The organism is Sphingopyxis sp. YF1, assembly GCF_022701295.1.
In the GTDB taxonomy this organism is placed as follows: Bacteria; Pseudomonadota; Alphaproteobacteria; order Sphingomonadales; family Sphingomonadaceae; genus Sphingopyxis.
On the sequence record NZ_CP033204.1, the window covers coordinates 3,179,572 to 3,205,711 of the forward strand.

25 protein-coding genes are annotated in these 26,140 nt (G+C 66.9%); 7 read left to right on the top strand and 18 right to left on the bottom strand.

Annotation, left to right across the window (positions count from 1 at the left end; genetic code table 11):
* Positions 1 to 47: 47 nt before the first annotated feature.
* From pnp to EAO27_RS15460, 7 genes are all read right to left on the bottom strand, one after another.
* Positions 48 to 2,345 (bottom strand): polyribonucleotide nucleotidyltransferase, encoded by a 2,298-nt coding sequence (gene pnp, locus EAO27_RS15430; RefSeq protein WP_242771329.1) that lies wholly within the window; start codon positions 2,343 to 2,345, stop codon positions 48 to 50.
* A gap of 192 nt (positions 2,346 to 2,537) precedes the next feature.
* On the bottom strand, positions 2,538 to 2,807 hold the full coding sequence (gene rpsO, locus EAO27_RS15435; RefSeq protein ID WP_242771331.1) for a 30S ribosomal protein S15: 270 nt from the start codon (positions 2,805 to 2,807) through the stop codon (positions 2,538 to 2,540).
* Positions 2,808 to 2,832: 25 nt separating this feature from the next.
* Complete coding sequence (gene truB, locus EAO27_RS15440) at positions 2,833 to 3,732, bottom strand: tRNA pseudouridine(55) synthase TruB (protein ID WP_242771333.1); 900 nt, start codon at positions 3,730 to 3,732, stop codon at positions 2,833 to 2,835.
* A gap of 32 nt (positions 3,733 to 3,764) precedes the next feature.
* The gene (locus EAO27_RS15445) at positions 3,765 to 4,172 is read right to left on the bottom strand and encodes a DUF6491 family protein (RefSeq protein WP_242771335.1); all 408 of its coding nucleotides are present in this window, start codon (positions 4,170 to 4,172) and stop codon (positions 3,765 to 3,767) included.
* A 65-nt stretch (positions 4,173 to 4,237) separates the two neighbouring features.
* On the bottom strand, positions 4,238 to 4,777 hold the full coding sequence (locus tag EAO27_RS15450) for a GNAT family protein (RefSeq protein WP_242771337.1): 540 nt from the start codon (positions 4,775 to 4,777) through the stop codon (positions 4,238 to 4,240).
* On the bottom strand, positions 4,770 to 5,384 hold the full coding sequence (locus tag EAO27_RS15455; protein WP_242771339.1) for a thymidine kinase: 615 nt from the start codon (positions 5,382 to 5,384) through the stop codon (positions 4,770 to 4,772). Before EAO27_RS15455 ends, EAO27_RS15450 begins: the two co-directional genes overlap by 8 nt.
* Positions 5,385 to 5,427: 43 nt before the next feature.
* Entirely contained in the window at positions 5,428 to 5,859 is a 432-nt protein-coding gene (locus EAO27_RS15460) for an Rrf2 family transcriptional regulator (RefSeq protein ID WP_242771341.1), read from the bottom strand.
* Positions 5,860 to 5,939: 80 nt separating this feature from the next.
* Between EAO27_RS15460 and EAO27_RS15465 the strand changes: the two genes are divergently transcribed.
* The 4 genes from EAO27_RS15465 (at position 5,940) to EAO27_RS15480 (ending at position 8,655) form a co-directional block, all read left to right on the top strand.
* Positions 5,940 to 6,416, top strand: coding sequence for a group III truncated hemoglobin (locus EAO27_RS15465; RefSeq protein WP_242771343.1), 477 nt, complete (start codon positions 5,940 to 5,942; stop codon positions 6,414 to 6,416).
* Positions 6,409 to 6,864 carry a hypothetical protein gene (locus tag EAO27_RS15470; protein WP_242771345.1) on the top strand — a complete coding sequence of 152 codons (456 nt, stop codon included), beginning with the start codon at positions 6,409 to 6,411 and terminating at the stop codon, positions 6,862 to 6,864. The genes EAO27_RS15465 and EAO27_RS15470 overlap by 8 nt, the downstream gene beginning before the upstream one ends.
* A gap of 2 nt (positions 6,865 to 6,866) precedes the next feature.
* Positions 6,867 to 7,166 carry a DUF1971 domain-containing protein gene (locus tag EAO27_RS15475; RefSeq protein ID WP_242771347.1) on the top strand — a complete coding sequence of 100 codons (300 nt, stop codon included), beginning with the start codon at positions 6,867 to 6,869 and terminating at the stop codon, positions 7,164 to 7,166.
* 61 nt (positions 7,167 to 7,227) lie between these two features.
* Positions 7,228 to 8,655, top strand: coding sequence for a wax ester/triacylglycerol synthase family O-acyltransferase (locus EAO27_RS15480; RefSeq protein WP_242771350.1), 1,428 nt, complete (start codon positions 7,228 to 7,230; stop codon positions 8,653 to 8,655).
* Between the two features lie 117 nt (positions 8,656 to 8,772).
* On the opposite strand, the gene rbfA is transcribed toward EAO27_RS15480, so the two are convergent.
* From rbfA to rimP, 6 genes are read right to left on the bottom strand one after another with little or no spacing between them, the layout of a single operon-like run.
* The gene (rbfA, locus tag EAO27_RS15485) at positions 8,773 to 9,183 is read right to left on the bottom strand and encodes a 30S ribosome-binding factor RbfA (protein ID WP_242771353.1); all 411 of its coding nucleotides are present in this window, start codon (positions 9,181 to 9,183) and stop codon (positions 8,773 to 8,775) included.
* Positions 9,180 to 9,734: a DUF1697 domain-containing protein gene (locus EAO27_RS15490; RefSeq protein ID WP_242771355.1), complete on the bottom strand. Its 555-nt coding sequence runs from the start codon at positions 9,732 to 9,734 to the stop codon at positions 9,180 to 9,182. Before EAO27_RS15490 ends, rbfA begins: the two co-directional genes overlap by 4 nt.
* 35 nt (positions 9,735 to 9,769) lie before the next feature.
* The gene (infB, locus tag EAO27_RS15495) at positions 9,770 to 12,334 is read right to left on the bottom strand and encodes a translation initiation factor IF-2 (RefSeq protein ID WP_242771357.1); all 2,565 of its coding nucleotides are present in this window, start codon (positions 12,332 to 12,334) and stop codon (positions 9,770 to 9,772) included.
* A 17-nt stretch (positions 12,335 to 12,351) separates the two neighbouring features.
* On the bottom strand, positions 12,352 to 13,122 hold the full coding sequence (locus tag EAO27_RS15500) for a DUF448 domain-containing protein (RefSeq protein ID WP_242771359.1): 771 nt from the start codon (positions 13,120 to 13,122) through the stop codon (positions 12,352 to 12,354).
* Positions 13,103 to 14,725: a transcription termination factor NusA gene (gene nusA / locus EAO27_RS15505; RefSeq protein WP_242771361.1), complete on the bottom strand. Its 1,623-nt coding sequence runs from the start codon at positions 14,723 to 14,725 to the stop codon at positions 13,103 to 13,105. Before nusA ends, EAO27_RS15500 begins: the two co-directional genes overlap by 20 nt.
* Complete coding sequence (gene rimP, locus EAO27_RS15510) at positions 14,725 to 15,276, bottom strand: ribosome maturation protein RimP (RefSeq protein WP_242771363.1); 552 nt, start codon at positions 15,274 to 15,276, stop codon at positions 14,725 to 14,727. Before rimP ends, nusA begins: the two co-directional genes overlap by 1 nt.
* Positions 15,277 to 15,573: 297 nt before the next feature.
* Between rimP and EAO27_RS15515 the strand changes: the two genes are divergently transcribed.
* A complete protein-coding gene (locus EAO27_RS15515; protein ID WP_242771366.1) occupies positions 15,574 to 16,707 on the top strand; it encodes a cell wall hydrolase in 1,134 nt (377 codons plus the stop codon).
* Between the two features lie 52 nt (positions 16,708 to 16,759).
* Here EAO27_RS15515 and EAO27_RS15520 read toward each other — a convergent pair whose 3' ends face one another.
* The 5 genes from EAO27_RS15520 to EAO27_RS15540 all read right to left on the bottom strand — a co-directional run bounded on the left by EAO27_RS15520 (position 16,760) and on the right by EAO27_RS15540 (position 22,948).
* Positions 16,760 to 18,472, bottom strand: coding sequence for an ATP-binding protein (locus tag EAO27_RS15520; RefSeq protein WP_242771369.1), 1,713 nt, complete (start codon positions 18,470 to 18,472; stop codon positions 16,760 to 16,762).
* Between the two features lie 106 nt (positions 18,473 to 18,578).
* On the bottom strand, positions 18,579 to 19,355 hold the full coding sequence (locus EAO27_RS15525; protein ID WP_242771372.1) for a TIGR02186 family protein: 777 nt from the start codon (positions 19,353 to 19,355) through the stop codon (positions 18,579 to 18,581).
* The gene (locus EAO27_RS15530) at positions 19,352 to 20,260 is read right to left on the bottom strand and encodes a sulfite exporter TauE/SafE family protein (protein WP_242771375.1); all 909 of its coding nucleotides are present in this window, start codon (positions 20,258 to 20,260) and stop codon (positions 19,352 to 19,354) included. Before EAO27_RS15530 ends, EAO27_RS15525 begins: the two co-directional genes overlap by 4 nt.
* 103 nt (positions 20,261 to 20,363) lie before the next feature.
* Positions 20,364 to 21,536, bottom strand: coding sequence for a hypothetical protein (locus EAO27_RS15535; RefSeq protein WP_242771377.1), 1,173 nt, complete (start codon positions 21,534 to 21,536; stop codon positions 20,364 to 20,366).
* Positions 21,533 to 22,948 (bottom strand): glycosyl transferase family protein, encoded by a 1,416-nt coding sequence (locus EAO27_RS15540; RefSeq protein ID WP_242771379.1) that lies wholly within the window; start codon positions 22,946 to 22,948, stop codon positions 21,533 to 21,535. Before EAO27_RS15540 ends, EAO27_RS15535 begins: the two co-directional genes overlap by 4 nt.
* 108 nt (positions 22,949 to 23,056) lie before the next feature.
* On the opposite strand from EAO27_RS15540, the gene nhaA reads away from it, so the two are divergent.
* Positions 23,057 to 24,334: a Na+/H+ antiporter NhaA gene (gene nhaA / locus EAO27_RS15545; protein ID WP_242771381.1), complete on the top strand. Its 1,278-nt coding sequence runs from the start codon at positions 23,057 to 23,059 to the stop codon at positions 24,332 to 24,334.
* Positions 24,331 to 26,010 (top strand): hypothetical protein, encoded by a 1,680-nt coding sequence (locus tag EAO27_RS15550; RefSeq protein ID WP_242771383.1) that lies wholly within the window; start codon positions 24,331 to 24,333, stop codon positions 26,008 to 26,010. Before nhaA ends, EAO27_RS15550 begins: the two co-directional genes overlap by 4 nt.
* Positions 26,011 to 26,140: the final 130 nt, after the last annotated feature.

A 26,140-nucleotide genomic window follows, 5' to 3' on the forward strand; every position in this document is an offset into this window, starting at 1 on the left:
AGGGGCCACCTTTCGGCAGCCCCTTCTCTTTTCCAATCGCGAAGAACTTAGTCCTTCAGGAAGTCGGGCACATGGCCCTGATCTTCCGGACCGTCTTCCGAACGCTCGCGACGCGGGCCGCGATCACCGCCGTCGCGGCGCGGGCCGCGGTCACGGCCGCCGCGACCACGGTCGCCGCCGTCACGGCGCGGACCACGATCGCCGCGCGGTTCGCGGGGTTCGCGCGCCGGGCGGGTATCTTCGAGCTCTTCGCCGGTTTCCTGGTCGACGACGCGCATCGACAGGCGGACCTTGCCGCGCTGGTCGATCTCGAGCACCTTGACCTTGACTTCCTGGCCTTCGCTGAGGACGTCCGAGACCTTCTCGACGCGCTCGTTCTTGATTTCGCTGACGTGGACGAGACCGTCCTTGCCGCCCATGAAATTCACGAACGCACCAAAATCGACGAGGTTGACGACCTTGCCGTCATAGATCTTGCCGACTTCGGCTTCCTCGACGATGCCGGCGATCCACTTGCGCGCGGCTTCGATCTGGTCGAGGTCGCTCGACGAGATCTTGATCACGCCCTCGTCGTCGATGTCGACCTTGGCGCCGGTGGTCGCGACGATCTCGCGGATCACCTTGCCGCCGGTGCCGATGACGTCGCGGATCTTCGACTTGTCGATCTGCATCGTCTCGATGCGCGGCGCGTGCGCCGACAATTCGCTGCGGGTTTCGCCGAGCGCCTTGTTCATCTCGCCGAGGATGTGCGCACGGCCTTCCTTGGCCTGGTTGAGCGCGGCTTCGAAGATCTCGCGCGTGATGCCCGCGATCTTGATGTCCATCTGCATCGTGGTGATGCCTTCGGACGTGCCCGCGACCTTGAAGTCCATGTCGCCGAGATGGTCCTCGTCGCCGAGGATGTCCGACAGAATTGCATAATCCTTGCCTTCCAGGATCAGGCCCATCGCGATGCCCGAGACCGGACGCTTGATCGGCACGCCGGCGTCCATCATCGCGAGCGAACCGCCGCAGACCGACGCCATCGACGACGAGCCGTTCGACTCGGTGATGTCGCTGGTCAGGCGGATCGTGTAGGGGAACTCGTCCTTCGTCGGCAGCACGGGGTGCAGCGCGCGCCAGGCGAGCTTGCCATGACCGACTTCGCGGCGGCCCGGCGCGCCGAAGCGGCCGACTTCGCCGACCGAATAGGGCGGGAAGTTATAGTGGAGCATGAAGTTCTGGTACGACAGGCCGTTCAGGCCATCGACCATCTGTTCGCTTTCCTTGGTGCCGAGCGTCGCCGTGGCGATCGTCTGCGTTTCACCGCGGGTGAACAGCGCCGAACCATGCGCGCGGGGCAGGAAGTGCGTTTCGGCGACGATCGGACGGATCTGCGTCGTCGTGCGGCCGTCGATGCGCTTGCCGTCCTTGAGGATGGCGGTGCGGACGATTTCGGCTTCGAGCTTCTTGGTCAGCTTGATGCCGGCCATGACGTCCTGCGGCGACAGGCCGTCTTCGGTGAACTGCGCCTTCGCCTTCGCGCGCGCTTCGTTGAGCGCGTTCGAGCGGGCCGACTTGTCGGTCAGCTTGTAGGCGGCGGCGATGTCCTTGCCGATCAGCTTCTTGAGCTTGTCCTTGATCGCGGCATTGTCGTCGCCGGCAGCGACTTCCCACGGGTCCTTGGCAGCCTGTTCGGCGAGCTTGACGATCGCCTTGACGACTTCCTTGCACGCGTCGTGCGCGAACAGGACGGCGCCGAGCATGACCTCTTCCGACAGCTCGTTGGCTTCGGATTCGACCATCATCACCGCGTCGTAGGTCGCGGCGACGACCAGATCGAGATCGCCTTCGGCAACCTGTTCGTCGGTCGGATTGAGGATATATTCGCCGTCGACGTAACCGACGCGCGCGGCGCCGATCGGGCCCATGAAGGGCACGCCCGAGATGGTGAGCGCGGCCGACGCCGCGACCATCGCGAGGATGTCCGGCTCGTTGTGGCCGTCATAGCTCAGCACCTGAGCGATGGCGTTGATTTCGTTGTAGAAACCTTCAGGGAACAGCGGGCGGATCGGACGGTCGATCAGGCGGCTGACCAGCGTTTCCTTTTCGGTCGCGCCGCGTTCGCGCTTGAAGAAGCCGCCCGGGATACGACCGGCGGCCGAATATTTTTCCTGATAGTGGACGGTGAGCGGGAAAAAGTCCTGCCCGTCCTTCACCGACTTCGCGGCGGTCACGGCGCACAGGACGACCGTTTCGCCCAGCGTCGCCATCACGGCGCCGTCGGCCTGGCGGGCAACCTTGCCCGTTTCGAGGGTCAGCGTTTCACCGCCCCACTCGATCGATACTTTTTTCACGTCAAACATGTGGTTTCCTTCGCCCGCCGGGCCCTATGCCGGGCGGGGCCTCTGATTCCGGGCAATCCGGCCCGGGGCGGTTTAGGGCGTCTGTCTGCCCCAATGGCGGCCCCGCCGGATGCGGGAACGGCCCTGTGGTCCGGCGATTTTTGCGGGACCAATATGACAGCGGCCCCGGAAATCCGGGGCCGCCAGAAATTCTTACTTGCGAAGACCCAGCTTCGCGATCAGCGCCTGGTAGCGGGCCTCGTCCTTCTTCTTGAGATAGTCGAGGAGGCTGCGGCGCTTGTTGACCATCATCAGCAGCCCGCGGCGGCTGTGATTGTCCTTGTGGTGCGCCTTGAAGTGATCGGTCAGCGTGTTGATGCGGTCGGTCAGGATCGCGACCTGGACTTCCGGCGAACCGGTGTCGCCCTTGGCACGGGCATTGTCGCTGATGACTTCGGCTTTGCGCTCGGCGGTAATCGACATATTCGTTTTTCCTCGAACATCCTGTTTAAAGATTGAAGCCCCGCACGACCTTCAGCGTTCCCGCCAAAGCCTCCACCAGCGCGACGGGCCGATTTTCGGCGTCCCGTCCCCAATAGAGCCCGTCTTGCGTGCACCCCCCGGTCCAGACGCGACCCTGTCGGATCGCCCCTGCCGCTTCCGGGGAAAGGTCCAGAGCCGGGATGTCGACCAGCCCTGCCTCAAGCGGCAGAATGACTTCTGATTGCGCGGCGCCTTGGCCGAAAGCGTTCAATTTGTCCAGCGAAATCGCCCGATCGAGCGCGAACGGCCCCGCTTTCGTGCGGCGCAGCATCGTGACGTGCCCGACGCTGCCGACCGCGCGCGCAATATCGCGCGCGAGGCTGCGGATATAGGTGCCCTTCGACACATGCGCGGTGAGGGTGACCGATTCGAGCCGCCCCTCTCTGCCAGCCTCATCCCGGACGGCGAGCGCATATACCGTGACCGCCCGCGCCTTCATCGCGACCGTTTCGCCCTTGCGTGCGCGATCATAGGCGCGCTCGCCGTCGATCTTGATCGCCGAATAGGCCGGCGGCACCTGTTCGATCGGCCCGGTGAAGCGCGGCAGGACGGCCACCACCTCGGCCAGCGTGGGCCGCGCGTCGCTGCTCGCCACCACCTCGCCCTCGGCGTCGAGCCCTGCGGTCTCGGTCCCGAATTGCACGGTGAAGTCGTAAATCTTGCTCGCGTCGAGCATCCGGCCGCACAGCTTCGTCGCTTCGCCGAGCGCGATCGGCAGCACCCCCGACGCCAGCGGGTCGAGCGTGCCGCCGTGGCCGACCTTGACCTTGCCCAGCCCCGCCTCGCGGCACACGCGCTTGACCGCGCCCACCGCCTGCGTCGAGCCGAGGCCCACGGGTTTGTCGAGGATGATCCAGCCGTTCATCGCAGCGCCCCTGCTGGCGCCGCGTTCAATTGTCAATTCGACTTGCCGGCCTTGGCCGCTGCGGCAGCAGCCTTCCGCTCCTCCTTGCTTGGCGGGGGCGCAGAGGTCACGAAAGACTTCAACGCACAACTATCGCCGCGCACAAGAATCGTGGCATATTTGTCGAGCCGGGCCGAGCCGCGCGTTTCGACCCCGATCGCCCGGGCGAAATTCAAGCTGGGGCAGGTTCCAAGGAACTCACCATAATACCAGTCCCGGCGGCGATCCTGAATCCAGATTCCCCTGTCGCCATCAGCTTGATAATCGCGAAGCGTCGAATCGCTCGGAAAGCTGATCCCGGTTTCCACACCGAGTTCGCGCGATGCAGACGGCTCGTCGGCCGCCGCTGCCGAAAGGGGAAGCAGCAGAGCGGCCAGGGAGAGTGCGAGTTGCGGTTTCATGATGACGCGGCACATAGCAGGCCGAGGCTGAACCTGCGCTGACTTGGGAAGATGGCTACCGTATATCATTTCCCTTTCCACTCCCCCGCCAGCAGCGACCACAGCCCGGTATCGCGGACAAAGCCGGTCCAGGTGACGCGTTCGGAGCGCAGCACCCCTTCCTTGACCCCACCGAGCTTGGCGACCGCCGCCTGGCTTCGCGCGTTGCGCTCGTCGATGCGGAACTCGATGCGGCGAATCCCCACCGCAAAGGCATGGTCGAGCATCAACCGCTTCACCCGCCCGTTGAAACCGGTCCCGCGCGCATCGGGGTGGATGAAGCTGTTGCCGACCTCGACCGTCTGCGCCGACACTTCGGGGCGCAACCAGGCGGTCATGCCGACGAGCCGGCCCGCGTCCATGATCGCATAGGGCATGCGCCCGCTCCGGCCGGTCAGCACATCGAAACTCGCATCGAAATGCCCCGGACCGAAACTCGACGAACAGATCGTCCAGATGTCGGGATCGGCGGCACAGACGGCGCGCAGCGCCTCGCGATGTGCCTCGGTCAGCTTGACGAGCCGGAGGTCGCCATCGGCGAGTTCGACATAGAGACGGTCAAGCATCGGCGCCCACCTCCCTTGGCGCCGCCGCAGCTTCGCGCCGTTTCGCCATGAAATGCCGCCGGCACATCGCGACATAGCGGTCGTTGCCGCCGATCTCGGTCTGCGCCCCCGCGACCACCGCGCGGCCGCTTTCGTCGACGCGCAGGTTCATCGTCGCCTTGCGCCCGCATTCGCACACCGCCTTCAGCTCGACGAGCGCGTCCGCGATGCCGAGCAGCACCGCCGATCCGGGGAAGAGCTCCGCCGAAAAATCGGTACGCAAGCCATAGCAGAGGATCGGGATATTCGCCTCGTCGGCGAGCCGCGCGAGCTGGAACACCTGATCCTTCGACAGGAATTGCGCCTCGTCGACGAGGACGCAGGCGAGCGGACGCTCGGCATTTTCGGCCAGCACCGCGGCACCGATGTCGCTGTCGGGATCAAACTTGTGCGCCTCGGCCATCAGCCCGATGCGGCTCGTCACCTGCCCCGCGCCGTAGCGGTCGTCGAGCGCCGCGGTCCACAGCATCGTTTCCATGCCGCGCTCGCGATAGTTGAAATCCGCCTGGAGCAGCGTCGTCGACTTGCCCGCATTCATGCTGGCATAATAGAAATAGAGCTTGGCCATGGCGAAGCTGTGACCGGCTTTGCGCCCCCGTGCAATGGGCGAATCAGGCGCCCTCGAGCAGCGCGCGAAAGCGCGCCGGCTGCGGCAGCAGGTCGGCGAGGGTGAAACCGTCGAGATGGCCGAGGAAGGCCGCCAGCGCGCCGCCGAGCGCACCCTGCAGGCCGCAGGCGCCGCGCACCGGGCACGCCGAGGTCGCGGGGTCCATGCATTCGACAAAATTGTCGAGATTTTCGAACGCGCGCACCACCGCGCCGACGTTGATCGCGGCGGGTTCGTGCGTCAGCCGCATGCCGCCGCCGCGCCCGCGCTGCGTCGCGACATAGCCAAGCCCCTGCAGCCGCTGCGCGACCTTGGCGAGATGGTTGCGCGACACGCCATAGCGCCCCGCGATCTCGTCGACCGTCATCAGGTCGCCGGTCGCGCCGAGCGCCATCAGGATGCGCAGGGCATAGTCGCTGTGAAGGCTGAGCCGCATAAAATAGGTATATGGAATATTGCTTTTACGATCAATCGCGAATAACAGGTATTTCAAATACCAAATAACGAGTCGAGATCATGAGCACAGCAGCCCGCGTCCATCCCCACAGCCTCGCCGCGCGCGAACGCCGCCGCGACGATGCGCGCGCGATGGGCATCGACGAAGCCTTCATCGCGGCGATGGTCGACCATTTCTACGCCGCGGTGCGCGCCGACACCGAACTCGGCCCGATCTTCGAACCGCGCATCGCCGACTGGCCCCGGCATCTAGGACAGATGAACCGTTTCTGGCAGTCGATCCTGCTCAGCGCGGGCAATTTTTCGGGCAATCCGATGGTCAAGCATCTCGCCATCCCGGGCCTCGATCAGGCGCATTTCGAACGCTGGCTGCAACTCTTCTACGCCACGCTGCACACCATTGCGCCAACGCCGGAGGCCGCCGACCACATCGGCGCCAAGGCGCGAATGATCGCCGAAAGCCTGCTCACCGGCATCTGGGTCCACCGCGACCGGGATCAGGCACTGTCGAGGAAAGTGGAGCTTCCCCATGCCTGACCCTGTTTCGCCCGACCCTGTTGCGCCTGCCCCCGTCTCCCGCCCGTCCCCCGCGCGCTCCGTCGTCCACCTGTCGAACGACCCCTATGAAGTGAACGGCATGCAGGCGGGGTTCCAGCTGCCGCGCTGGGTCTGGCGCAGCATGTTCGCCTGTTACGCCATCTTCTTTCTCGGCCTCGGCGCGGCGACCGGACGCGACACCGCGACGATCTTCATGCTCGTCGTCTCCGCGCTCTATGCGCTGATGTATTTCGCGACCGCGGGCATTCTCCACGCCCAGAAGGGTCCCGAACATGCCTCGCCGCTCGACCGCGTCGGCGGGATGCTCGACACCTGGACCGGGCCGATGGACGGTCAGACCGTCGCGGCGCAGATCCTTGCCGTGCCTGCGGGCTTCGCCTTCCTTGGCGTCACCTTCCTGATCGTCCGCTGGACCGCAGGATTCTGACGATGTTCATCGACCGCGGCCCTGCACTGCCCGATGGCGCGTGGGCCTACCGCACGATCGGGCCCTTCGCGGCCGACACCATCCCCGCGGGCCTGCTGCGGATGCACAATCTCAAGGCGGGGGCGTGGGGGGTACTCACGGTCGAGGCCGGCGCGGTGCGTTTTTGCTGGGACGACGATGTCGGGGGCGCACGCGCGCTCGCGGCGGGCGATGCGATGCTCGTTCCGCCGCTGGTGCCGCATCATCTCGAACGCACCGGCCCGGTGACGCTGCGCATCGCCTTTCACGCGCCGCCCGCTTGACACGCCGCCGCCCCCTGCCATGCTGCGGTCCACGGATGCAGCAACAGGGGGAGAGCTGCCGATGCGGCTGATGCCGGTGACCGACGCGATGTTCCTGTGGGGCGAAAGTCGCGAAATGCCGATGCATATCGGCGGCATCAACCTCTATACCCTGCCCGACGATGTCGACGAGACCGACTGGCTGGGCGAACAGCTCGCACTGATGCGCCAGTCCGAAGGGCTGCGGCGACCGTTCAGCGAACGGCTCAAGCTGACGCCTTTCGGCCAGTACGGACCGATCCGGCTCGAACCCGACCGCGACATCGACATGCATTACCATGTCCGCGCCGCCGCACTGCCCAGGCCGGGGCGCTATCGCGAGATGTTCGAACTCGCCTCGCGGCTCCATTCGGGGCTGCTCGACCGCACCCGGCCCCTGTGGGAAATCACCCTGATCTCGGGCCTGCCCAATCGCCAGATCGCGACCTTCAAGAAAGTGCATCACGCGCTGATGGACGGCGCGGCGAGCATCCATTTCTATAATTCGATGTTCTCGCCCGATCCCAGGGAGCGGCGCACCGCCTCGCCGCTCTCGGTCGAGGCCTATGAAGCGTATAAGCGCAAATTCCCGCAGCCCAAAAAGCCGCCGCGCCCCAGCCTGACCGACATCGCCGCCATCGGCGATTTCCTGAAGGAGCAATGGGGCAACAGCGTCGGCGTCACCAAGGCGATGAACCAGTATCTGGCCGCGATGTTCGGCCTGGGCGGCGAAGGCCTCGTCACGCCCTTTTCCGGCGTGCCGCGTACGAGCTTTAACCGCAGCATTACCGGGGCGCGGCGGTTTGTCGCGCAAAGCTGGTCGCTCGACCGCGTGCGCGCGGTCGGCAAGGCCTATGAGGGGACGATCAACGACGCGGTGCTCGGCATGTGCTCGGGGGCGATGCGCAAATATCTGCAATCGCTGAACGAGCTGCCCGACAAACCGTTGAAGGCGATGGCGCCGGTGTCGATCCGTCCGAAGGACGATATCGATTCGGGCAATTCGGTCGCGTCGGTGACCGCCAATCTCGCGACGCATGTCGACGATCCCGCGACGCGGATGGCGATGATCCAGGAATCGATGAACTCGGCCAAGGCCCAGCTCCGGGCGATGACCGCCGGGCAGATCCAGCTTTATATGGCGATCACCAGCCTGCCGATGATGCTGACCGCATTGACCCGCACCGCCGACAAATTCCCCGCCTATTCGGTGACGATCTCGAACGTTCCCGGCCCGCGCGAGCAGATGTACTGGAACGGCGCGCGGCTCGACGGCATGTATCCCGCGAGCATCCCCGTCGACGGCATGGCGATGAACATCACGCAGGTGTCGAATTTCCGGAATATCGACTTCGGCATCACCGCCTGCCGGCGCAGCGTGCCGCACGCGCAGCGGATGATCGACTATCTGGAGGAGGCGCTGGTCGAGCTGGAGCAGGCGGCGGGGATCAAGACGCCGAAGGGGAAATAGAAGCCCTACTCCAAACCCGTTTGCGCCGAGCTTGTCGAAGCGCCGTTCTTCCCTTTAAATCCAGAATCTTGAAGAAGGACGGTCCTTCGACAAGCTCAGGACGAACGGACCAAGAGGTCAGCCCTCAGCTTCGTCGTCTCCGCGCTCCAAATCCCGCGCCACCTTCGGATCGCGCAGCAGTTTTTCGATATGGCTCGCCTCGTCGAAGCTTTCGTCGGCGAGAAATTTCAGCTTCGCGGCATATTTCATCCGCACCTTCGACGCGACCGTCTTCTGGAGGTACGCGGTGTTGGTGCGCAGCGCCTTGATCACCGCATCCTCGTCCTTGCCGAGCAGCGGCTTCACGAACACCGTCGCGTGGCGCAGGTCGGGCGACATGCGCACTTCGGTGATGCTCACCGGATGCGTCGCGAGCACATCGTCGTGCACGTCGCCGCGCGCGATGATCTCGCTCAGCACATGGCGCACCTGCTCGCCGACGCGCAGCACGCGGACCGACGGCCCCTGATCCTTTTCGCCCTTCTTCACTTCGCTTTCTTCTCTTCGTCCAGTTTCGCGACGATGCGCGCGATCGAGCGCATGTTACGCGCGGTGCCCTTGCAGCCCAAGCGCCTTTCGATGAAGGGACCGGTGAGCTTGCTGTCGGCAACACCGTCACCATAGTCGAGGAACAGCATGCGCTTGCCGAGCGCGAGCTTTTCGCCCCCGCGGCCCAGGTGATCGCCGACCAGCCGGTCGAACTGCTCCTGGCTCGGCTGGTCGGTGAGGTACATGGTGTGGACGAACCGGTCCTCGTTCGTCCCCGCAAAAGGGTTGTCCGACACGCCCGCCGCCAGTTCGTCGCGATCGCGCACGACGACCGCGCTCGTCATGTCGAAGCGGTCGTCGACCATCAGGCCAAGCTTTTCCTCGAGCCCGCGCGTCGGCCGCGCGTCATGGTTGAACAGCACATTACCGCTCGCCACGACGGTCTCGACGTTGCTGAAGCCTTCGGCCTCGAACGCCGCGCGCAGGTCGACCATCTTCAGCCGGTTGCCGCCGACATTGATGCTGCCGAACAGGGCGACATAGCGCGCCATGGTGCCGCCTCCCTGTTATGCGGAACGAACGCCCGTCAGAGCGTCCGTTCGCGCAGCTCGACCTCGAAGACTTCGAGGTGATCGCCCGGCTTGATGTCGTTGGTGTCGGCCAGCACGACGCCGCACTCCAGACCGGCGCGAACTTCGGCGACATCGTCCTTGAAGCGACGCAGCGAGGCGATGGTCGTCGCCGAGACGATGACGTCGTCGCGGGTGAGACGCGCATGGAGGCCCTTGCGGATCGAGCCTTCGAGCACGAGCAGGCCGGCGGCCTTGTCGCGCTTTCCGGCCGGGAAGACCTCCTTGACCTCGGCGCGGCCGACGACATTTTCGATGCGCTCCGGACCCAGCTCGCCCGCCATCTCCTTCGCGACGTCCGCGGTCAGGTGATAGATCACGTCATAATACATGAAGCGCACTTTTTCGCGGTTCGCGATCTCACGCGCCTTGGCGTTCGGACGGACGTTGAAGCCGATGATCGGTGCGCCCGTCGCGGCGGCCAGCGTCACATCGCTCTCGGTGATCGCGCCGGCGCCCGACTGGAGCACGCGAACGCGAATCTCGTCGGTCGACAGGCGGTTGAGCGCGTTGACGATCGCTTCGACCGACCCCTGCACATCGCCCTTGATGACCACCGGATATTCGATGACCTTCGCCTTGTCGGCGAGCGCCGAGAACATGCCTTCGAGGCTGACCGGCGCCTGCGCGGTCCGCTTCTTGAGCGCTTCGCTCTGGCGATAGGCCGCGACTTCGCGGGCGCGCGCCTCATTCTCGACGACGGTCAGCGTATCACCCGCCATCGGCACGCCGCCGAGGCCGAGGACCTCGACCGGCATCGACGGTCCGGCTTCCTTGATCTGCTTGCCCTGGTCGTTGACCAGCGCGCGCACGCGGCCGCTCTCGGCGCCGCAGACGAAGATGTCGCCGACCTTGAGCGTGCCGCGGCGGACGAGGATCGTCGCAACCGGGCCACGGCCCTTGTCGAGCTTCGCCTCGACCACCGTGCCTTCGGCGGCGCGGTCGGGGTTGGCCTTGAGCTCCATGATCTCGGCCTGCATCGCGATCGCGTCGAGCAGCTTGTCGAGGCCGGTCTTCTTGAGCGCCGACACTTCGACATTCTGGACGTCGCCGCCCATTTCCTCGACCACCAGCTCGTGCTCGAGCAGGCGTTCGCGGACACGCTGCGGATTGGCGCCGTCCTTGTCGACCTTATTGATCGCGACGATGATCGGCACGCCGGCCGCCTTCGCATGGTTGATCGCCTCGATCGACTGCGGCTTCAGTCCGTCGTCGGCGGCGACCACCAGGATCACGATGTCTGTAACGTTGGCACCGCGCTGGCGCATCTCCGAAAAAGCCTCGTGACCCGGCGTATCAAGGAAGGTGACCAGACTGCCGTCGGGGGTCTTCACCTGATAGGCACCGATATGCTGGGTGATGCCGCCGGCCTCGCCCGCCTGCACATTCGCGCCGCGCAGCGCGTCGAGCAGGCTGGTCTTGCCGTGGTCGACGTGACCCATGATCGTCACGACGGGTGCGCGCGGCTTGAGGTCGGTCGTGGCGTCGACGTCCTCGTCATGCCGGATGTCGATGTCGGCCTCGCTCACGCGCTTGATCTCGTGTCCGAATTCGGTGACGAGCAGCTCGGCAGTATCCTGATCGATCGTCTGATTGACGGTGACGGGCATGCCCATCTTGAACAGCGCCTTGACCAGATCCGCGCCCTTTTCGGCCATGCGGTTGGCAAGTTCCTGCACCGTGATCGTGTCGGGCACGACGACTTCGCGGACCTGCTTTTCGCGCGGGCCGGTCGACCGGACGTGCGAGCGCTTTTCCTTTTCGCGGGCGCGCTTCAGCGCGGCGAGGCTGCGCGCGCGCGCGCCCTCATCGTCGTTGAGCGCGCGCGTGACGGTCAGCTTGCCCGACTGGCGCCGGTTGTCGGCACCGCGGGTCGCCTTGGGCTCGGGGCGCTTGGGTTCGGGACGCTTCGGCGCCTCGACGGGCGTGAAGCGGCGCGGGGCCGGAGCGGCGGTTGCGGTCGTCGTTGCGGGACGCGGCGCGGCGGCCTCGCCCTCGGCGGGCTTCGCCGGAGCAGCCGCAGGCGCTTCGGCGGCCGGTGCGACTTCAGGCTCGGGCGCAGCCGGCGCGGGCGCCGGGGCCGGTTCGGCGGCCTTGGCGACGGCGGCTTCGGCGCGCGCCTTTTCTTCCTCGGCGGCGCGCGCGCGCTCGGCTTCCTCGCGGCGGCGGTTTTCTTCGAGCGCGTTCATGCGCGCTTCCTCGGCCTCACGCAGCAGTTGCGCCTGGCGCTCCTGACGCGACATCAGGCTGTCGTTCTCGCTTGCACGCGGAGCGGCGGGCTTCGGTGCGGGGGGCGGCGCGACCGGAGCGGGCGCTGGTGCCGGAGCGGCCTGGACGTCCTCGACCACCGGCTCGGCTGCCGCCTCACCGGGACGACCGAGCACGCGGCGGCGCTTCACCTCGACCACCACCGTGTTGCGGCGGCCGTGGCTGAACTGCTGCTGCACCTGTCCGGCCTCGACCGTCCGCTTCAGCCCCAGCGGCTTGCGGGTAAGGGTCGGCTTGTCCTGTTCGTCACTCATCGAGAACCATCATTCCTTCAAAACGCGTCCGAAGCGGCGGTGCCGTCTGGCTCCGCCCCAATATTTTCCTCGCCGGCAGGCGGCGGGGCGTGCGGGTCGGAATCGCGGTTGGCCGCGTCCCTACTCCATCCGGCGAAAAACTGCCAGCGGCTCAAATGCGCCAGCACGCGGATCGCGGCGCGGGCGTCGGTCAACGCCAGATGCACCGCATTCTCCCGCCCCAATGCCATAGATAGGGTGTGCCGGTCCACCGGCAAGACGTGCCCTTCGCGGCCCGACCCCTCGTCGTCCTCGCCGACGCGCCACGCCTGCGCCAGTTTCTTGCGCCCGTCGGGACCGGCATCGTTCGCGTGGAGCAGCAGGCGCACCTGTCCGCGGCGCGCCGCCTGTTCGATCTTCTCGGCGCCGCTGATCAATGTACCCGAACGCGATTCGAGCCCGAGCCGGTCGAGCGTTGCGCGCGCGAGCTGTGCCTCGATCCGCGCACCGAGATCGTCGGGGATGCTGAACTGCCCCTCGTGCAGCGCACGCGCGAGGCCGCCTTTCAGCTTGCCCTTCGCCTGCGCCGCTTCGAGCGCGGCGCGATCGACGCCGATCCACGCCCCGCGCCCGGGCGCCTTGCCGTGAATATCCGGCGCAATGCCGCCGTCGGGTCCGAGCGCGAGGCGCACGAGCCTTTCGGCCGGCGAAACCTCGCCGGTGACCACGCAGCGCCGCTCGGGCACATGCTGTCCGCGCTTCCCCGCGCGGCCGGTGTCGTTCAGCTGATCATTGCGCGGGGTCCGCATCGGCGGCCTCCCCGGCTTGCGGCGCGTCGGCGGCCGGTTCGTCGTCGAACCAGTGTGCGCGCGCCGCCATGATGATCTCGTTGCCCTGTTCCTCGCTCAGGCCATATTCGCCGAGCACCCCGCCCTTGTCTTCGGGGCGATCGCGCGACGGGCCGCGGCGGTTGTCCTGGCGCTTCTTGGCGATCAGTTCGTCGGTCGCGAGATCGGCGAGGTCGTCGAGCGTCTTGATCCCCGCCTTGCCGAGCACGACGAGCATCGCTTCGGTCAGGTGCGGGATTTCGGCGAGATCGTCCTCGACGCCGAGGCCGCGGCGTTCCTGACGCGCAGCTTCCTCGCGGCGTTCGAGCGCTTCGGTCGCGCGGCTCTGCAGCTCCTCGGCCAGCTCCTCGTCGAAGCCTTCGATGCTCGCCAGTTCATCGAGCGGCACGTAAGCGACTTCCTCGAGTTCGCCGAAGCCTTCGGCGACGAGCAGCTGCGCGAGCGTTTCGTCGACGTCGAGCTCTTCCTGGAACATCGTCGAGCGTTCGACGAATTCGCGATGGCGCTTCTCGCTCGCATCGGCCTCGGTCATGATGTCGATCTGGCTGCCGGTCAGCTGGCTGGCGAGACGGACATTCTGGCCGCGGCGGCCGATGGCGAGGCTGAGCTGGTCGTCGGGAACGACAACCTCGATGCGGCCGTCATCCTCGTCGATCACGACGCGCTGCACCGTCGCGGGCTGGAGCGCGTTGACGACGAAGGTCGCGGTGTCTTCGGACCAAGGGATGATGTCGATCTTTTCGCCCTGCATTTCCTGGACGACCGCCTGGACGCGGCTGCCCTTCATGCCGACGCAGGCGCCGACGGGGTCGATGCTGCCGTCGTAGCTGATCACGCCGATCTTCGCGCGCGAACCCGGGTCACGGGCGGCCGCCTTGATCTCGATGATGCCGTCGTAGATTTCGGGCACTTCCTGCGCGAACAGCTTCTTCATGAAGTCGGGGTGCGCACGGCTCAGGAAAATCTGCGGTCCGCGATTTTCGCGGCGCACCGACAGGATCAGTGCACGGACGCGGTCACCGACGCGCATCAGTTCGCGCGGGATCTGCTGATCGCGGCGGATCACGCCTTCGGCGCGACCGAGGTTGACGACGATGTGGCCGAACTCGACCGATTTGACGACACCGGTGATGATCTCGCCGCTGCGGTCCTTGAACTCTTCATACTGGCGCTCGCGATCGGCCTCGCGCACCTTCTGGAAGATCACCTGCTTCGCCGACTGGGCGTCGATGCGGCCCAAATCAACCGCGGGCAGCGGGTCGACGATGAAGTCGCCGATCTTGGCGTCCTTCTGCAGCTTCTGGCCCGCGGCGAGGTCGACCTGCTTGAAATAGTCCTCGACCTGCTCGACCACCTCGACGACGCGCCACAGACGGAGGTCGCCCGTCTGCGGATCGAGCTTCGCACGAATGTCGTTCTCGGCACCGTAGCGCGCACGCGCCGCACGCTGGATCGCTTCCTCGATGGCCTCGATGACGATCCCCTTGTCGATCATCTTCTCGCTGGCGACGCTGTTGGCAATCGCGAGCAGTTCGGCCTTGTTGGCGGAAATGGCAGTGGCCATCAGTCCTGTCCTTCTTCTTCCATGTCGTCGGCGCCCTCGGTCGAGAGCGGGACGGTTGCGGCAATCAATTTGTCGGTGAGAACCAGCTTCGCGGTGTCGATCGCGTCGAACGGCAGGCTGTGCTCCACCCCTTCCTTATCCGAAATCGTCACGACATCGCCGTCGATGCCGATCAGTTCGCCGTTGAAGCGCTGGCGTCCATCGCGCTTCTCCTTGAGTGCGATCTTCGCTTCGTGCCCCGCCCAGTCGGCGAAGTCGGCGCGGCGCGTCAGCGGCCGGTCGATGCCGGGCGACGAGACTTCGAGCCGGTAGGCGACGTCGATCGGGTCCTTGCCCGCTTCCTCAAGCGCGTCGAGCCGGTCCGAGATGCGGCGCGACAGGTCGGCGCAATCGTCGATCGTCAGCTGGCGCGTGTCGGGACGCTCAGCCATCACCTGCAAGGTCGGATCGCTGTCGCCGCCGAAAAAGGCGACGCGCACAAGCGCCAGCCCCATCGCCTCGGCTTCGGGCGCGATGATCGCATTGAGAGCGTCGAAATCGACCAAGTCCATGTTCCAATCCGGATGACCGGAAAGCATGTGGGTACAGCCGCCGCGGCCCGCGGCCCCGACGTCCCAACTGGCTAACCATGTCAAGAAGTAGGGCGCATATAGGGCCGCATGCGTGAGTCGGCAAGCAGAAAGGCCGGCCCCAGCGACGAGCGGCGGCGCTTCCCCGCACGATTTGCGGCATCCGCTCCCGGTTCAGCGCATCACGCAATCATTTGTTCGCACCTCGTGGCATAAGGTGCCGCATGATCGTCCGCGCGAATCGCTCGCCCGGACCCCGCACGAGACGCCGAACCGCCGATGAAGCCCGAACTCAACCTCGCCGCGCATTCGCCCTGGCTCGACCCGGCCGGGGCGAGCGCGCGGGCTGCGCCCGACCGGCGCTGGTGGATCGGGCTGGCACTCGCCAGCCTCCTCGCGTGCCTCGCGCTCGTCGCGACGAGTGGCCAGCTCCGCGCCTTTGCGCCCGGCTCCTACAGCGTCTCGGTCCCGCTCGAATTCAAACCCTATGACCCGACGCGCTGGGCGATCATGAATGCCGAGGATTACGAAGCGGCGCTCAAGCTCGACCCGACGCTGCCCGATCCCGACAGCGTCGGTTATGGCGATGCCGCCGCGCTGCCCCCCACCGATCCTGCGACGCTCCGCCAGGAAGCCTTTGTCGGCCCGCCCGCCAAACCCTATGTCTTTCGCGGCGTCACCGCGCTCGACCGCGAGCGCGCCCATTATTGCCTGACCGCCGCCATCTATTATGAGGCGGCATCGGAAACCGACGACGGGATGCGCGGGGTCGCCCAGACGGTGATCAACCGCGTCCGCCACCCGAGTTTTCCCAACACGGTGTGCGGCGTCGTCTTCCAGGGATCGCAGCGCGTCGGCGTTTGCCAGTTCACCTTTTCATGCGACGGCGCGATGGCGCGCGCGCCGAGCAAGCCCAACTGGCTGCGCGCAAGCCGCATCGCCGCGGCCGCACTCAATGGCTATGTCTTCCCCGGCGTCGGGCTCGCGACCCATTACCACACACAAGCGATCTGGCCGCGGTGGGGCAAGAGCCTGGTGATGACCAACATCGTCGGCGCGCACATCTTTCACCGCTGGCGCGGGCGCTGGGGCATGCCCGACGCCTTCCGCGCGCCCTATCTCGGCCGCGAACCGGTGCCGGGCCCCTATACGCCGGTCGCCCAGCAGCTCGCGGTGCTGTCGGGCAAGGGCGCCGGGATCGATGCCGCACTGTTCCCCGAAGGCAGCGGCGCGGCCGCCCCGCTTCCCGCAACCGCAGCCGCGCCGACTCCGCAGGCGATGACACAGGCCGAACGCCCGATCGGCACCCCGGCCGCACCGGCGGCGACGGCGCCCGCCTACGCCGACCCCCGGCTCAACCAGTCGGGTCAGATCCGCGAGGAGTTCAACAAGAGCGGCGAGTGGCGGAAATAGGGTCAGCCATCACGGGCTAAGCGCGTAACGGCAACCTATCGGGAACGGAGCCTTAGCGCCCCTGGCTGCGCCACCGCTTGACGACGCGGTCGAGAATTTCAGCCTCGCCGCCGGTCTCGCGCCACAGTTTCGAGAAGAGCGGATCGCTCGATGCGGGCCGCTTTTCTTCCTCGAGCGTGTCGAGATAGACACGGATCGGGATCGATACGCCCTCCCCGCAGACGATGCATTCGCGGTTGCGCAGCGCCGGGATCGAATCGATGAAACCGCGCGCGCCTTCGGGCATCGCGGCTTTCACAAAATGCTGGTCGCGTTCGTTGTTGAGGCGCATCGAAATGATCGTGCCGCACTGCGACAGCACGCCTTCGGCAAGGTCCGACGGGCGCTGGGTGATCAGCCCCAGCGACACGCCATATTTGCGGCCTTCCTTGGCAATGCGTTCGAGAATCTTGCGCACAGCCTGCCCTTGGCCGACGTCCTTTGCCGGTATGTAGCGGTGCGCTTCTTCGCAGACGAGCAGGATCGGCCGCTGCGGTTCGCCGCGCGACCAGATCGCATAGTCGAAGGTCAGACGCGACAATACGGCAACGACGACGCTGGTGATATCGCTGGGAACCCCCGACACGTCGATGATCGAGATCGGCCGGCCGTCCGACGGCAGGCGGAAAATCTTGCCGATGAAGTTGGCCATCGTGTCGGCGACGAGCATGCCCGAGAACATGAAATTATAGCGCGGATCGGCGCGCATTTCCTCGATCTTGCCCTTGATCCGCATGAAGGGCGCGGACGAGGTCGCCTTGTCGAGCTTGCCCATCTCGTTCGACAGGATGTTGAGCAGGTCGGAGAGCAGATAGGGAATCGGCGAATCGACCGTGATCTTGGTCATGCCTTCGGCGAGGCGGTTCTTGCTCCGCGCCTGCAGCAGGCAGCGCGCAAGCACGTCGCAGTCGGCCTGCCGGTCGCGGCCCTCGGCGGTAACGAAGACTTCGCAATGCTCTTCGAAATTCATCAGCCAATAAGGCATCGCGAGATTGTCGACGTCGAACAATGCGCCCGTGCTCTTGAACGCCGCCGAATATTCGCCGTGCGGGTCGATCATCACGATATGGCCCTGCGGCGCGAGTTCGCAGATCTTGTGCAGGATCAGCGCCGCGCTCGTCGACTTGCCGGTACCCGTCGAACCGAGCAGCGCGAAATGCTTGCCGAGCATTGCATCGACATAGAGCGACCCCCGAATATCCTTGGTCGGATAGACCGTACCGACCTCGACATGCGCGCGCTCGTCAGCGGCATAGATCTGCTTGAGGTCCGGGCTGGTCGCAGCGAAGACCGGGCTGCCCGGCACCGGGTAGCGCGTCACGCCGCGGCGGAAATTGTGGATGCGACCGGTCAGCTTCTCTTCATCGCCTTCGCCGAGGAAATCGATCGTCGCGACGATCAGCCCCTCGCCGCGTTCGTGGAGCTGCTGGTCGCGGATGCTTGCGACGAGCCAGACATTGCCGACGCGCACCTTGACCTGTGCCCCGACCTGCCCCGCCATCGCGACCGCAGCATCGGCCGATTCGGACAGTCGCTGCAGCGCCGGGCCGTCGAGCAGGATACGCGAAGCCGAGCCCGCGATGTCGATCACTTCGCCGACGAGCAGTTCGTCGCGGTGGTGTATCGCCGCGGGGTTGAGCGCCGCCGCCGTGCCGCCGCCGGCGAGCCGGACATGCTGCACCGGGGCCGCTTCGCCCGCCTTGTAACCGCTACCCTGCATATCCATCGAATGTCCCCGCCGCTGTCCTGTCAAAAGCGTCCCGGGTCCGATATCGCAGCGGATGGTAAAGAAAGCGCTTATGCTGTCGCCGCGCCCCTCCGCGCGGCGAACATCAGCGGCGCCTGAAAGCGGCCGACGCCGCATAGCCGAACAGCAGCGACATCGCGACGGCGGTCAGGCCGTAGAGGAAGCCATGGCGTTCAGCGGCGAGCGCGACGAAGCGCTCGAAACCGGCCTTGCGGATTTCGACATTGCGCGAGGCGACCGCGAGCACCCGCCCCTTACTGATCAGGAAGGTCTCGGCGCGATAGGTACCGACGGGCACGCGCGCCGGCACCGGTATGCGCGCACGATAGAGCACCCCCTCGCTGATCTCGACCGCGGCGGGGTTTTCGTAGAAAAGCCCCATCCGGCGATAGAGATCGACCAGCCCGGCCTCGAACCGCTCAAGCTTGCTCGCTTCGGAAAAGTCCGACGGCGACATCGACAGATTCTCGAGCCCGAGTTCGAAGATCGCGGCGGTGCGCTCGTCGACCAGCTTGTCGATCGGGCGCGACGAGCCGATCGCGTAGAAGCCGGGCGACGTGCGCAGGCGCAGACTGCTGGCATTGACCCAGATGCCGGCGACACGGCGCTTCTCGCGCAGCACGATCGGGCGCACCGGCCCCTTCAGCACCACGACGATGTCGGCACGGTCATCGGGCAGGCGCTGACCCGGATAGAGGATCGCGCCGAACAGTAGCAATTCCTCGCCGGTGAAACTGTACTGGATGTCGATCGCGCGGCTCGACACGTCGGGCACCAGCCGCGGATCACCGCCCTGCGCCGCCGTGCCGCCGGGCCAGGCCAGCAGCAGGCACCAGAGGATCAAGGCGCCGAACCGTGTCATTGCACGGTGTAGATTTCGTCGGGGCGGATGAACAGGTCGACCCCCATACGCAGCGCGACGAGCAGCACGATCGCCGCGAGCGCCATGCGCAGATATTCGGGCTTCACACTTTGCGCAAAACGCGCGCCGACCTGCGCGCCGGTGACGCTACCGAGCAGCAGCAGTCCCGCGAGCACGATATCGACCGCGCCGGTCGTCAGCGCGTGCACCATCGTCGTCGCCATCGTCACGAAGAGGATCTGGAACAGCGAGGTGCCGACCACAACCTGCGTCCCCATGCCGAGCAGGTAGATCATCGCCGGGACCATGATGAAGCCGCCGCCGACGCCCAGCAACATGGTCAGCACGCCGACCGCCATGCCGAGCAGCAGCGGCGCGAGCGGCGAAATATAGAGTCCCGAGCGGTAGAAGCGCCAGCGCAGCGGCAGGTTGGCGACCATCGGGTGATGGCGCCGCTTGCGCGCCGGGGCGGGCAATCCGGCACGCTGCGCCCGCAGCGTGCCGAGCGCTTCGCGCGCCATCAGCGAGCCGACCGAACCGAGCAGCGCGACGTAGAGGATGTTGATCACCGTATCGATCTGCCCCCACGCGGTGAGCAGTTCGAACAGCCCCGCGCCGATCAGCGAACCGACAAGGCCCCCGGCGATGAGCACCGACCCCATGCGAAGATCGACTCCGTCGCGTTCGAGGTGCGCGAGCGCGCCCGACACGCTGGCACCGGTGACCTGCGTCGCCGCCGACGCCGCGGCCACCGTCGGCGGAATACCATAGAAAATGAGAAGCGGCGTGGTCAGGAACCCCCCGCCGACGCCGAACATCCCCGACAGGAAACCGACCCCACCGCCCAGCAGGACGATGACGAGGGCGTTGACCGACAGGTTGGCGACGGGAAGGTAGAGATCCATGGGCCCCGAAACGTGACAGGACGCCCCGGACGGGGCGATGCGCCGACCCTAGACCAATTCGCGCCGCCGGGGAATCGTTCAGCGTCCGAAAGTTCGGGAAATGTCAGAAGTCGGCCGCGAGGGTCAGTGCCAGCCCGCTCTCGGGGCGGGCATCGCCGGCGACGCGCTGCCGCCAGTCGAGCGCAACGCGGCTGCCGCCGCCGATTTCGGGCAGGCGCAGCGTCGCGCGCGGACCGATATCGAGCCGCGCCGCGCCCGGTTGGGCCGCGCCTGCAGCGAGCGCGCCAAGATGCAGCGTCGCGTCGGGCAAGCGCGCAACCTCGCGGTCGATCACCAGCGCGGCGTCAACGAAGCCATCGCGCCGCCGCGCGCCGACCAGCCCCGCCTGCCCATAGGCTTCGAGCCGGAAATCGTGCGGCAAGGCAACGTCGCCAACCCCCGCAGTCACCATCGCGGCAAGCGCGGTCCGACCCGCGCTGCCGACGGCAAGGCGCTGTTCAACCGCGACATCGACCGGCCAGCGTGCGACGGGCGCGAAGGCAAATCCCAGCGCCACTTCGCGCTGACGCGGCTGCGCGAGCGCGATCGTCGCGCGGCCATAAGCGCGCAGCCGGCCGCGGTCGCCGAACCCGTAGGCCAACCGCGCCCCGGCCTGACTCCCGCCGATCTGCCCCGCGGCGGAGATGCCCTCGGGCGGACGCCCCGCGCCGCCGCGCAAATGGACCCAGCTGCCGAGCGACCAGCCCGCAAGCTGGCGCTGCATCCAGAAGGGCTGACCCGCGCCGGGAGTTCCCGCCCGGCCCGATATGGAATTCGGCGGCGCCACCCACGCCGAGTGATCGGCGGGGAAGGCAGTTTGCGCCGTCGCGCCCGGCAGCGACGGCAGCGACGGCAGCAATCGCGCAATCAGCGCAAGCCGCAGATGGTGAAGCCCGCCGTCAGACCGGCCACCGGCATCGGCGACCGTCTCTGTCCGTGCTCCCGCTGTCCGCGACAGCTCGATCGATGGCCGCGCCGCGACGTTCACCGTCTCGCGGCCGCCGGACAGCGCGTTGGCGATGCCGCCGTCCGGCCCCTTCACCGCGGGCGCCCAGCGAGGCGGCGACGCCGCTCGCCCCCATGACACCGGCGGCTCTGCACCGGGTTGCGCATGCGGTATTGCGGGGTTCCAGTGCGCCAGCGCCCGCACCAGGGTCCAGCCGCCGATCAGAAGGAGCAGAAAGCGCAGTGCCCGCGCATCGCCACGCGGCTGCCGGGCAAGGGCGGCGGTCGTCACAGCCCGCGCACCGGAACCGCCGACGCGACCAGCGCAATGTCGCTTTCGCTGTGCCGCGTCTTGTCCCACACCACAGCGCCCGAACGCCGCATCCGCCAATAATCGACAACCGCCTTGCGGGCGGCTGCCATCGCGACGAGGTTGGCAACAAACGCGCGCGGGATCGCCCACAGCCCCTGTTTCCAGCCATATGCGCGCGCCGCGAAATGACCGCGGAGCCCGAGCCGCCACAGCAGGAGCGTGGCTGAAGCAGCCAAAAGCATCTGCAACATCGCTCCCGCGGCGGGGGCCCGCCAGCCGAGCAGCATATGCCCGCTCCATGCCAGCGCGCCGGCAACCAGCGCCGCATAGGAAGCCAGCAGCACGACTGCTGCCAGCGGCGCCCGGCGATCGCGCCACAGCATCCACCGCGCGATCCAGCTTCCCTCCTCGGGCCCGATCCAGCCGAGATGATCCCAGCCCGCGAGCGCGATACCGGCGATCCACCGCGCCTTCTGCCGGATCGCGGCACCGAAATATGCCGGAAACGCACCGCGCGACACGATCCAGTCGCCCGCATCGTCGACGGCGGCGACAAAGGCGGCGCTGAGCCCGTGCGTGCCGACGAGGATTCCCAGTTCATAATCCTCGGTCAGGCTGTCGGGGCGGAAGGGAAGGCCGCCGCGCTTGAGCGACAGGAGCGCCATGGCGTTGCGCGTCAGCGCGCACCCCACCCCCGCCGACGGCAGCGGCGCGCCAAGCCGCGCGCGCAACGCCAGGTCCTTGCCGTGCGCCTCGGCGAATTCGTCGGCGTAGTGGCCTGCGATCCACTGGCGTCCGTGCCCGAGCAGCGGCAGCACCGGGATCTGGACCATGGCGTGGCGCGCCAGCGCGGCGCGATAGAGGGCAAGTTCGCTGCGATGCACGACGTCTTCGGCATCGTGCAGCACGATCGCCGAGAAACGGAACCCCTCGATACGTTCGTCGGCGCCCATCGCCGCCCACAACCGGTTGAGATTGTCGCCCTTGGTTGTCGGCCCGTCGGCTTCGCCGATGACGAGGCGCAGCCGCGGATCGGCAGCAACGAGGGGCGACACCGCGAACAGCGTCGCGGCATCGTTGGGGTAGCAGCCGATATAGAGGCGGAAATCCTCGCCCGCCCACGCCGAAAGGGTACGCCGGATCATCGCCGGCAGCACCGCCGCTTCGTCCCACGCGGGCACGAAGACCGCCAGCGGCCCCGTCACCCGTTTGGCCCCGGCCATATCGCGCAAATGGGTGACGGGCCGCCGCCGTTCGCGCGTGACGAACCACAGGATGTCGAAGAACAGGTCGTCGAGACCGATCAGCAGGATCCCCACCGATGCGAAGAGCATCAGTTCATGGCTGGCCAGTGCGACCAGCATCTCCAGTCCTGCGACCGAAAGCCCCATCCCGTGCCCCGTCCCCCGACGTCGTAGCGGCAAGTTGCGAGGCGTAAACAAAAGCGGAGCGCCGGTAAAGGGTGACGCAGCCCGTGCGTCACGCTAGGAGATCGCGCCATGACTTCTCGTTCGACAAGCCGTTCAGCGCTGCGTGACTTCCTCGAAAGCGAAAGCGCCGGCGGGATGCTGCTGATCGCAGCGGCAGCGCTTGCCATGATCCTTGCCAATTCGCCGTTCGGGGAGGCCTATCACCACATCATCCATGCCGTTACGGGTCCGGTGCTCAGCGACAAGCTCGGGCCGATGACGGTGCATCTGTGGATCAACGACGGATTGATGGCGGTCTTCTTCCTGCTCGTCGGACTCGAGATCAAGCGCGAGTTCGTCGATGGCCGTCTTGCGAGCTGGGACCGGCGGCGGTTGCCGTTCATCGCCGCCGCCGCGGGCATGGCGGTACCGGCCCTGCTCTACATGCTCTTCGCCGGGGGCACGCCGGGACTCGCGCAGGGCTGGGCCATTCCCGCCGCGACCGACATCGCCTTTGCGATGGGGGTTCTCGCGCTGCTGGGGTCGCGCGCGCCAACCTCGCTCAAGCTGTTCCTTGTCACCGTCGCGATCGTCGACGACATGGGCGCGGTCGCGATCATCGCGCTCTTCTATACCGCCAAGATCAACCTGCTCGCGCTGGGCGCCGCGGCGGCGATACTCGGCGTCATGTTCGCCTGCAACCGGATCGGGCTGAAAAGCCTCGCCGTCTATCTGCTGCTGTTCGTGCTCCTCTGGTACGCGATGCTGCTTTCGGGGGTCCACGCGACGATCGCCGGCGTGCTCGCCGCGATGGCCATTCCGTTCGAAAGCACCCCGGGCACCCCCGACAGTCCGACCTCGCCGCTCCACCGGCTCGAACATGCGCTGCATCCGTGGGTCGCCTTCGCGATCGTGCCGCTGTTCGGCTTCGCCAACGCCGGGGTCGACGTCGGCGGACTGACCGCCGACCAGATTTTCGCACCGCTGCCGTTCGGCATCGCGGCCGGCCTCTTCATCGGCAAGCAACTCGGCATCTTTGGCGCGGTCTGGCTCGCCGTGCGATTCGGCATCGCAGGCAGGCTGCGCGGCGCGACCTGGCTGCAGGTCTATGGCGTCGCGCTGCTGTGCGGGATCGGCTTCACGATGAGCCTGTTCATCGGCGGGCTCGCCTTCCCGGGCGAACCGCTGCTGATCGAGGAAGCAAAGATCGGCATCCTGATGGGATCGCTCGTCTCGGCGCTCGTCGGCTATGCCGTACTGCGCTTCGCCCCGTCGCATCCGCAGCACGACGCCATCCACGCCCAGAACGATGCCGAGATCGCCAGCGACGGCGATGTCCGCGACACATCGGAGCCCTTGCCCGCATGACCCGCCGCCTGCCGCTCGCCGCGCTCACCGCGACCGTCATCCTCCTGTCGGGTTGCTACGCGCTCGATCCCGAGATGAAGCGTGCGGTCGAGCAGCGCCGGACACAGGATGACGGCGCCACGCCGGCTCCGACCGCGCCGGTGGCCCGCCCCCCTGCAGCGGCTCCCGCGCCGCCGCGGCCCGCCGCGACCGATGCGCCGAAGCTTCCAGACATGGATGTGCGCCGCATCGAGGTCGTCCCCGGCATGACGGCCCTGCCGCCGCCGTCGGGCGCCCCCGAACGCGCCGCCGCGCCGGTCGGCGATGTCGAACCGCGCGCGGTGATCGTTCCCGGACTCACCGCGTTGCCGCCGCCGTCGGGCGCGATCCCCGACACCCCGCCCCCGCCGGCGAGCACCGCGAGCTGGCCGGTGCGCGGCGCAGCGGCCGATCCCGAACGCGCGGCTCTGGCGGGGCAGACCGTCGACGCCATCGCGACCGCCTATGTCGCGCTGAGCCTCGAGATCGGAACCCACGAAAAAGGCTATATCGACGCCTATTACGGGCCGCAGGGGCTGATGGACGCCGCGATCGCCAGTCCGCGCGACCAGAAGGCGCTGCTCGTCGTGACGCGGCAGTTGATGGCAAAGCTCGACGAGGCCGAAGCTGGCCTTGTCGATCCGATCGAGCGGCGTCGCGGCGCCTTTCTCGCCGCGCAGCTCCGCGCCGCAGAGACGCGACTGATGATGATGGGCGGCACGCGCTTTTCCTTCGCGGAGGAAGCCGAGCGCCTGTTCGGGGTGCGTCCGGTGCTCAAGCCGCTGGCGAGCTACGACGCGGCGCTCGCCACGATCGATGCGCTCGTCCCCGGCGACGGCCCCCTCGCAACGCGCGTCGAGGCCTATCTCGACCGCTTCACCATCCCCAAGGACAAGCTGCAGCGCGTGTTCGACGCCGCGATCGCGCGCTGCCGCGGGCGCACCGTCGCGCATGTCGCGCTCGCTCCCGGCGAAAGCTTCGACCTGCAGTTCGTCACCGGCAAGAGCTGGAGCGGCTATAATTATTACCAGGGCGGCTATCACAGCGTGATCCAGGTCAACACCGACCTGCCGATCCGCCTTTCGCGCGCGCTCGACCTCGGTTGCCACGAAGGCTACCCCGGCCATCATCTGCTCAACATGAAAATCGAGGAACAGCTGGTGAAGGGGCGCGGCTGGACCGAATACAGCGTCTATCCGCTCTACAGCCCGCAAAGCCTGATCGCCGAAGGCACCGCCAATTACGGCATCGACCTCGCCTTCCCCGGCCAGACGCGCCCCGACACCGAACGCGACGTGCTGATGCCGCTCGCCGATATCGTCCCGCCGTCGGATGATCGCTACTGGCAGCTGCTCGACGCGATGAAGGCGCTGACCGGCGCGCGGCTGACGATCGCACAGCAATATCTCGACGGGATGATCGACCGTGCAGCGGCGATCGAGCTGACGCAGAAATATCTCCTCGTTTCGCCCGAGCGCGCCGAACAGTCGGTAAGCTTCACCGACCAGTATCGCAGTTATGTGATCAACTACGGCCTCGGCGAGCAGATGGTGCGGAGCTTCATCGAACGCGGCGATCCCGACCGCGACGAAATCTGGCGCCGCTTCGCCCTGATCATCGGCGAGCCGACGCTGCCGTCGGACCTGCTCGTAAATTGAGCATCGCGGGCGCCCTGCTCTGGCTTGGACAAGCCGGTTCGCCGCGGCGCCCGCCGGCCGGGGTCGCCCCGCGCAGCTGACATCTTCGCCCAAGCCGCAGCCTCGCACCCGTCGACAGGCCGCTTCGCAT